4 protein-coding genes are annotated in these 4,234 nt (G+C 67.0%); 2 read left to right on the forward strand and 2 right to left on the reverse strand.

Annotation, left to right across the window (positions count from 1 at the left end; genetic code table 11):
* On the reverse strand, positions 1–691 hold a 691-nt coding region (locus AC1DU6_RS21775; protein WP_477859541.1), incomplete at its 3' end, for an NYN domain-containing protein.
* The gene (gene pyrC / locus AC1DU6_RS21780; RefSeq protein ID WP_477859543.1) at positions 688–1,731 is read right to left on the reverse strand and encodes a dihydroorotase; all 1,044 of its coding nucleotides are present in this window, start codon (positions 1,729–1,731) and stop codon (positions 688–690) included. The genes pyrC and AC1DU6_RS21775, both read right to left, overlap by 4 nt.
* A 78-nt stretch (positions 1,732–1,809) precedes the next feature.
* Here pyrC and AC1DU6_RS21785 point away from each other — a divergent pair, with 78 nt between their 5' ends.
* Both AC1DU6_RS21785 and AC1DU6_RS21790 read left to right on the forward strand, forming a co-directional pair.
* Entirely contained in the window at positions 1,810–2,934 is a 1,125-nt protein-coding gene (locus tag AC1DU6_RS21785) for a hypothetical protein (protein ID WP_477859544.1), read from the forward strand.
* Positions 2,934–4,234, forward strand: a 1,301-nt coding sequence (locus tag AC1DU6_RS21790; protein WP_477859546.1) for a substrate-binding domain-containing protein, incomplete at its 3' end; no start/stop codon positions are given. The genes AC1DU6_RS21785 and AC1DU6_RS21790, both read left to right, overlap by 1 nt.

Here is a 4,234-nt window from a genome sequence, read left to right on the forward strand (position 1 = left end):
GGTCATGCCATTGGCCATCGGCCAGCCTGGGCAGCAGGGCCAGGATGGCATTGATCTCCCGAGCGGCGGCAACGTTGGCGTCAACCGGGGCGGGTGCCGCGGCCGGCTTGGGTGCAGGCGCCGGCGCAGCCTTCGGCGCAGGTGCAGGTGCCGGCGTTGGCTTCGCCGCCGGCGCAGGGGCCGGGGCCGCGGCCTTGGCCGGCGCGGCTCTCTTCGCGGCTGGCCGGGGAGACGCGATCTTCCTCGCCGGCTGGCGCTTGGCCGAAGGCTTGCCGCTGTCATGGGCCAGCTCGTTGAACTGGTCGTAGATGGCGATCACACCGTCGCCCGTCTTGCCATGTTGGCCAAAGCCGCGCAGCCAGGCGCCCTTCTCGCGCAGGCGCAGCACCAGCGGTGCAAAGTCGCTGTCCGACGACACCAGCACGATGACGTCGGGCTTCTCGGTGATGGCCAGTTCCATCGCGTCGACGGCCATGGCGATGTCGGTCGAGTTCTTGCCAATGGCGAGATTGACGATGGCGCGCAGGCCCAGGCGCTTCAGGAAGGACTGGTGGGTCTGCGCCTGCTCGGCGTTGCAGTAGGCGCGGCGGATGTGGACGGCTTCATAGTCCTTGAAGGCCATCTGCAGGGCCTGCTCGATGACGTCGGTGGCGACGTTGTCGAAGTCGACGAGAAAAGCAACTTTCTTCATGCGATGAGTTTCCAGTTCAGGGTTTCGCCGCCGCGCAGGGGCTTCAACTGCGCTTCACCGAAGGGCACGGCGCTGGGCAGGGTCCAGGGCTCGCGCTTCAGGGTGACGGTGCYGGTGTTGCGCGGCAGTCCATAGAAGTCGGGGCCATGGTGGCCGGCAAATCCATCGAGCTTGTCGAGCGCACCAATGCCTTCGAAGGCCTCGGCATACAGCYCCAGCGCCGAGATGGCCGTGAAGCAGCCGGCGCCGCAAACCGAGTTTTCCTTCAGCTGCGCCGCGTGAGGGGCGCTGTCGGTGCCGAGGAAGAACTTCGGCAGGCCCGAGGCTACAGCCTTCAGCAGGGCCTGGCGGTGCTCCTCGCGCTTCAGCACGGGCAGGCAGTAGTAGTGCGGGCGCAGGCCGCCGGTGAAGATGGCGTTGCGGTTGTAGAGCAGATGCTGGGGCGTGATGGTGGCGGCCGTGAAGCGGTCGCTCTCGGTCACGTACTCGGCGGCTTCCTTGGTCGTGATGTGCTCGAAGACGACCTTCAGCTCGGGCATGGCCGCGCGCAACGGCTTCATGACGCGCTCGACGAACACCGCCTCGCGGTCGAAGACGTCGATGTCGCCGTCCGTCACCTCGCCGTGCACCAGGAACAGCAGGCCCTCGCGCTGCATGGCTTCCAGCGTCTTGTAGGTCTTGCTGATGTCGGTCACGCCGGCATCGCTGTTGGTGGTGGCGCCGGCCGGATAGAGCTTGAGGGCGACGACGCCCGCATCCTTGGCACGCTTGATCTCGTCCGGCGGCGTGTTGTCCGTCAGGTACATCGTCATCAGCGGCTGGAAGTCCAGGCCCTCAGGCAACGCGGCCAGGATGCGCTCGCGGTAGGCTACCGCCTGGGCGRCCGTCGTGACCGGCGGGCGCAGATTCGGCATGACGATGGCGCGGGCGAACTGGCGCGCCGTGTAGGGCAGCACGCTGGCGAGCGCCGCCTCGTCGCGCAGATGCAAGTGCCAGTCGTCAGGCCGGGTGAGGGTGAGCTGTATGGGAGCTTGGGTCATAAAACCGGATTGTCGCCGCCGCACCCCGCCCGGTGCAGGCACACTGCGCATCTCATTGAAAGGAGCTTGCACCCCCTCATGAACACCCCAAAACGACTGGCCGGCACCCTGGTCCTGTTGGCGCTGTTTGGCGGCGCCCTGTTTTTTGCATTGCGCGCCAATGACGAAACCAAGCAGATCGCGCAGGAGCAGGCGGCCGTCACGAGCGCCGAGCCGCTCAAGGGCCTGATCGCCGTCGACGTGGAGGCGTTCTTCRAGGACGAGAGGGTGAGCAAGCTGCTGGCTGGCGCCAAGCTGCCGGTGCAGGTGGCCCGCGTGGGCAGCCGCGACATGGCGGCGAAGATCGGCGCGGCCGACCAGCCCGACTTCTTCATCGCCAGCGGCGTCGTCGCCGCCAACATGATTGCCGACGCCGCCCGCAAGGCCGGCAAGACGGCCACGCAGACCTCGCCCTTCCACACGCCGCTGGTCGTGGCGTCCTGGGAGCCGGTCGCCAAGATCCTGGCCGCCAACGGCATGGCCAAGGCGATGGCGCCCAAGGTCTACAGCCTGGACATGGAGAAGTTGACGCAGGCCATGCTGGCCAAGCAGCGCTGGCGCGATCTCAAAGGCAGCGGCGACTACGCCGTATCGCGCAGCGTGCTGGTGAGCACGACCGACATCCGCCGCAGCAACTCGGCCGCCATGTATCTGGCGCTGACTTCGGCGGCGCTGAACGGTGACGTGGTGGCCGACCGCACGGCAGCGCAGAAGTACGCGGCCCAGCTCGCCGAGCTGTTCAAGCGCCAGGGCTTCCAGGAGAACTACGTCAACGGCGCCTTCGACGACTACCTGTCCATCGGCATGGGCAAGACGCCGATGACCTTCATTTACGAAGCCCAGATGGTGGCCCAGGCGCTCAAGGGTGGCGTACGGCCCGAGATGGTGCTGATGTACCCGCAGCCCACCATCGTCAACAAATGGGTGCTGGTGGCGCTGAACGAGCGCGGCAAGCGGCTGGCCGAACTGCTGGCGACGAACAAGACTCTGCAGGCCGTGGCGCTGGAGCAGGGCTTTCGCACCGGCGACACGACCGCGTTTGCCGAGGCTGCCAAGACCGCCGGCCTGGCCGTGGACGTGAAGCTGAACCAGGTCATCGACCCGCCGGGGTTCGACCTGATGTTTGAAATGATCGACATCGTCAGCCGGGAGATGAACCAGTGATGCGCCGTGCCCTACTGTTGTTGAGCTTCGCGCTGCTGGCCGCCTGCGGCAAGAAGCCTGAGCCCGCCGCGCCGACGGCGCCCGAAGCGCCCCAGAGCGCCGGGGCCACGCTGCAGGTGCTCGCCACCAGCGATTTGAAAGACATCGAGCCGCTGGCCGCACAGATCAAGGCCGCCACCGGCATCGACGTGCAGTTCCGCTTCGGCGGCACGATGGAAAGCACGCAGGAGGTGCTCAGCGGCGACAGTGCCGGCAAGCCCAAGCCCGACGTGGCCTGGTTCGCCAATGCCAAATACCTGCTCAGCGACGCGGTCGGCCAGGGCAAGGTCAAGCTGCAGGAAAAGATCATGCTGTCGCCCATGGCGGTAGGCGTCAGCAAGAGCGATGCGGCGAAGAACGGCTGGGACAAGCCCGACGCCAAGCTGACCTGGGCCGACATCACCCGTGCCGCCAAGCAAGGCAAGCTGCAGTACGCGCTGTCCAACCCGGCCACCAGCAACCAGGGTTTCATGGCCCTGCTCGGCGTGGTGGCAGCGGCCGGCGGCAAGGGCGAGGCGCTTTCCGCCGCCGACGTGGACCGCGGCGCGAYTGCCGACTTCCTGAAGGGCTACAAGATCGTTGGCGACAACTCCACGTATCTCGCCGACCAGTTCATCAAGCAGCAAGGCACGCGCGCCAACGCCTTCATCAACTACGAGAGCTGGCTGCTGAGCCTGAACGCCAGCGGCAAGCTGCGCGAGCCCCTGCACCTGATCTATCCGTACGAAGGTGTGGCCACGGCCGACTACCCGTTCATGCTGCTCAACGAGGCGCGTCGAGCCGACTACCTGAAGGTCGTCGAATACCTGAAGGGCGACACCGCCCAATTGTGGCTGGCACGCCAGACGCTGCGCCGCCCGATGCGCGCCGAAGTGGCCGCCCAGGTCGCCGACATCCTGCCGGCGCGCGGCTTCCAGGTCGAGCTGCCCTTCTCGCCCGACCGCCAACTGGCCGACGGCCTCATCGACGCCTATCTCAAYGAATTCCGCAAACCCATCGCCAGCACCTTCGTGCTGGACACCAGCGGCAGCATGCAGGGCAAGCGCCGCGAGCAGCTCGTCGAGGCCATCCACTACCTGGCGGGCGCCGACGCATCGCTGACCGGCCGCGTCGCCAAGCTGACCAACCGCGAGCGGCTGTGGTTCCTGCCCTTCAGCGACCGGCCGCGCGAGCCGGTGGCCTTCGAGATCCCGGCCGGCAGCAAGGTGGCCAAGGGCGTGCTGCCGCAGGCCGACACCGAGGCCAAGCGCAATGAGCTCAA

The sequence above is a fragment of the Roseateles sp. P5_B10 genome, from assembly GCF_056400485.1.